This is a genomic window from Candidatus Magnetaquicoccus inordinatus, assembly GCF_004217665.1.
GTDB classification, from domain to species: Bacteria; Pseudomonadota; Magnetococcia; order Magnetococcales; family Magnetaquicoccaceae; genus Magnetaquicoccus; species Magnetaquicoccus inordinatus.
Genome location: NZ_RXIU01000064.1, coordinates 12,073 through 15,911 on the forward strand (window position 1 = coordinate 12,073; position 3,839 = coordinate 15,911).

2 protein-coding genes are annotated in these 3,839 nt (G+C 55.3%); both read left to right on the forward strand.

What is annotated here, in order from left to right; translation table 11 throughout:
- Positions 1 to 30 precede the first annotated feature (30 nt).
- Positions 31 to 1,818 carry an ABC transporter ATP-binding protein gene (locus EJP87_RS06725; RefSeq protein WP_130471091.1) on the forward strand — a complete coding sequence of 596 codons (1,788 nt, stop codon included), beginning with the start codon at positions 31 to 33 and terminating at the stop codon, positions 1,816 to 1,818.
- Positions 1,815 to 3,620 (forward strand): ABC transporter ATP-binding protein, encoded by a 1,806-nt coding sequence (locus EJP87_RS06730; RefSeq protein ID WP_130471092.1) that lies wholly within the window; start codon positions 1,815 to 1,817, stop codon positions 3,618 to 3,620. Before EJP87_RS06725 ends, EJP87_RS06730 begins: the two co-directional genes overlap by 4 nt.
- Positions 3,621 to 3,839: the final 219 nt, after the last annotated feature.

Below are 3,839 nucleotides of genomic sequence, written 5' to 3' on the forward strand. Positions count from 1 at the left end.
ATAGCCCGCTTGAGGTGATGATGAGGTATTATGGTTGAGCGTTCCCGTGCCGTTCCCCCCTTGCGCTGGCGTTTGCGCCACATTCTGCCCTATTACCGGGAAAATTTGCGGGCATTTGTTTTTGGTTTTTTGCTGCTGGTGGCCACCAGTGCCAGCGCAGCTCTGATTCCCTATTTGATGAAACTGGCTACCGAAGCGTTGAGTCAACCGCAACCAGGGGAGAGCATGCAGCAGCTTGTGCTGGCTCTGATTGTCGTTGCCGTGGGCAATGCCTTGTTGCGCATCTGGTCACGCACCCATATCTTTGCCATTGGCCGTCAGGTGGAGTATGCCTTGCGCAAATCCTATCATGGCAAATTGTTGAGTCTGGATGCTGCTTTTTTCAACCGTTCCAAGACAGGGGATCTGGTGGCACGGGGCAATACCGATGTCTTGGCAGTACGGATGTTTATTGGTCCCGGATTTTTGCAGGTGGCCAACACCGCCATGGTCTATGCGGTCACGCTGCCGGTGATGATTGCTTTGAACCCCACCTTGACCCTGTTGGCCTTGCTGCCCTTTCCGATCATTCTCGGTTTGACCCGGCTGTTGACTACCCGCCTGTATCGTTTGAGCCGGGCTGTGGCGGATCGTTTTGGTCTTTTTTCTGGGTTTGTGCAGGAGGCGGTAGCGGGTATGGCGGTGATTCGTGCCCATGCTCGGGAAGAGGATTGGCAGCGTCGTTTTGCCGCCGAGGTCGAGGAGATCTATACGGCACAGATGCGCCACACCCGTTTGCAGAGTCTGTTTGGTCCTTTGGTGTTGCTGGCCGGAGGTGCGGGAATTTGGATCATTCTCCTGGTGGGTGGCCAGGAGGTGATGGCCAGACAATTGACGGTGGGTGATTTTGTGGCCTTTGCGGGCTATCTGGCGATATTGGTCTGGCCCACAGTGGGTTTTGGCTGGATTTTGACTGTGTTGCAACGGGGGTTGGCGGCACTGGAACGCATCGGTCAGGTTTTGGATACCGAACCTTTTGCTCTGCTGCCTGCCCAACAGCAGCAGGTTTTGCCACAAGCTCCCCCGTGTCGTGCTGCCCTTGTGGTGCGCGATCTCCATTTTGCGCACCACGAGCCGATTTTGCAGGGGATTGATCTGCTGGTTCCTCCCGGCAGTTTTATCGGTTTGGCCGGGCGCATCGGTTGTGGCAAGAGCACTTTGCTGCATTGTCTGGCCCGGCTCTATGCCGCGCCAGCGGGGACAATTTTTCTCGATGCACGCGATTTGTTGGCGGTGCCAGAGCAGGAGTTGCGGCAACGGGTTGCTTTGGCGCAACAGGAGAGTTTTCTCTTTTCTGCCACCATCCGCGACAATATGAGCTTGGGGCGACCGCAAGCCAGCGAGGAGGAGATCTGGCAGGCCGCAGAAATGGCCTGTTTTGCCGAGGAGATTCGTCATTTTCCCGAGCAGTTGGATACTTTGGTCGGGGAGCGGGGGATCACCTTGTCTGGTGGACAACGGCAACGTCTGTCGTTGGCGCGGGCGTTGTTGATGGATCCCGATGTGCTGCTTTTGGATGATATTTTTTCCAGTGTCGATGCGCGTACCGAAGCGCGCATTTTGGACAATATTCATGCCCTGGCCGACACCCGGCAGCGCACCATCATTTTGGTCTGTCACCGCACTGCCGCTCTGCACCGCGCCGAAGCGATCTATGTTTTAGAGCAGGGTAAAATAGCGGCTCAAGGAACCCATGAACAGTTGATGGCCTCCTCAGAGCTCTATGCCAGTCTGCACCAGCAGATGATTCGTCATGAAGCCTTGGAGTCTTTGCAATGATGCCCCCGGTGCTGGCCGAAACCGAAGAGACTCGCGACGGCAATCTGTTTGATATTCATCCCTATCGACTCTTGTGGCGCTTTTTGCGTTATGCCCGTCCCTACCGTGGCTGGGTGATCACCGCCCTGGCCTTGTTGCCGGTGGCTGTCCTGTTGCAACTTTGGCAACCTTTGTTGATTCAACAAGCGATTGATCACCATCTGCTGCCGGGGCAAGAGGCAGGCTTTGCCTGGCTGTTGCTCTGGTTTTTATTGTTGATTATCGGTCAATTTGTGGTGGGCTATTTGCAATCGGCGGTCAACACTTTGCTGGGGCAACGCCTGGTGCGCGATCTGCGTCGCGAGCTGTTTGCCCATCTGTTGGCCATGGATGCCGCTTTTTTTGCCCATAACGCCTCGGGGCGTTTGACCAATCGCATCAGCAACGATACGGAAGCGGTCAGTCAAATGATCAGCGCCGGGATGATCAACCTGTTGGGAGATCTGCTGTTGTTACTGGGTATTGCCATCAGCATGGTTTTTTTGTCGCCGGCGCTCTCCTTGGTGACCTTGGTGGCCCTGCCGATCATTGTTTTTGGCACATTGTCTATCACCCGGCGCATGCGCACTATACAGCGCAAGGGGCGGTTGCTGCAGGCGCGCATGGCCGGACACCTGACCGAAGAGGTGGAGGGGCGCGAAACCATTCGTCTTTTTCATAGCCAGGAAAAAAATCGTCTCGCCTATGATCGTCTGAATCGCTCCTATCTGGAGACGACACTCGAAGCCAATTTTTTTGAGGCGATGCAGTTCAGTTTTATCGATGCCACCTCGACGGTGGTGGTGGCGCTGCTGTTTTGGTATGGCAGCTCCCTGCACGGGGAGGCGACAATCAGCGTCGGTGTGGTGGTGGCTTTTATCGATTATATCCGCCGTCTGTTTTTTCCGATCCGGGAGATTTCCAGCAAATTTACCACCATGCAATCGGCAATCACCGCCCTGGAACGGATTTTTGCGCTGTTGGATACCCCTTCGGCCATAGTCGATAGGGCGCAGGTGCAGCCGTTGCCAGCAGCGACGCAGGGTGCTCTGCATTTTCATCAGGTCAGTTTTCGCTATGACGCTGTACCGGTGTTGCAGGAGATCGAGCTCAGTATTGCCCCTGGGGAGCGGGTGGCGGTGGTGGGTCCGACCGGGGCTGGCAAGAGTTCGCTGATCAAGCTGCTCAACCGCACCTATGAACCACAACAAGGGCTGATTCGTTTGGATGGTGTGGATATTCGCAACCTGCCGTTGGCCCAGTTGCGCCGTCTGGTAGGGATGGTGCAGCAGGAGACCTTTTTGTTTGCCGGGACGGTGGCGGAAAATATCCATTTGGGCGATCCAGAGATCACCCCGGAACGGGTACGTTTGGCTGCCGAAGAGACTGGTGCGATGAATTTTATTCAGAGTTTGGCGCAAGGATTGGAGACCCCTTTGGCTGAACGGGGGATCAATCTTTCGGCAGGACAGCGGCAACTGTTGGGGATCACGCGGGTTTTGGCTTTTCAGCCGCGTATTTTGGTGATGGATGAGGCCACCAGTTCGGTGGACACCATGAGTGAACGGCTGATTCAAGAGGCGGTGGAGCGCCTGATGGCAGGTCGTACCTCCCTGATCATTGCCCATCGTCTGAGCACTATTTTGCATGCGGACCGGATTATTGTTCTTTCCGCAGGCAAGATTGTCGAACAGGGTAGCCATCGGCAGTTGTTGGCACAAGATGGTCTCTATTCCCGGTTATATGCGTTGCAATTTTCCGATAAAGGGGAAGCTGAAACCTGATGGGCGGAAAGGATAAATAATCGTAACTATTCACCACCGAAAACCATTGCGGGTCCAGGGAGGGCACCTCCCTGGCCGGGTCCAGGGATGGAATCCCTGGGATTTTGCTTGTAATCTTTTGTCTTTGGCGCGCTTTACACACGAAGCCGACGCGCTTTTTGCGTCGGCTTAAGCGCCTAATGGAAGCAAGCTGTGCGAATTGGCGCGCATTTTTGCGCC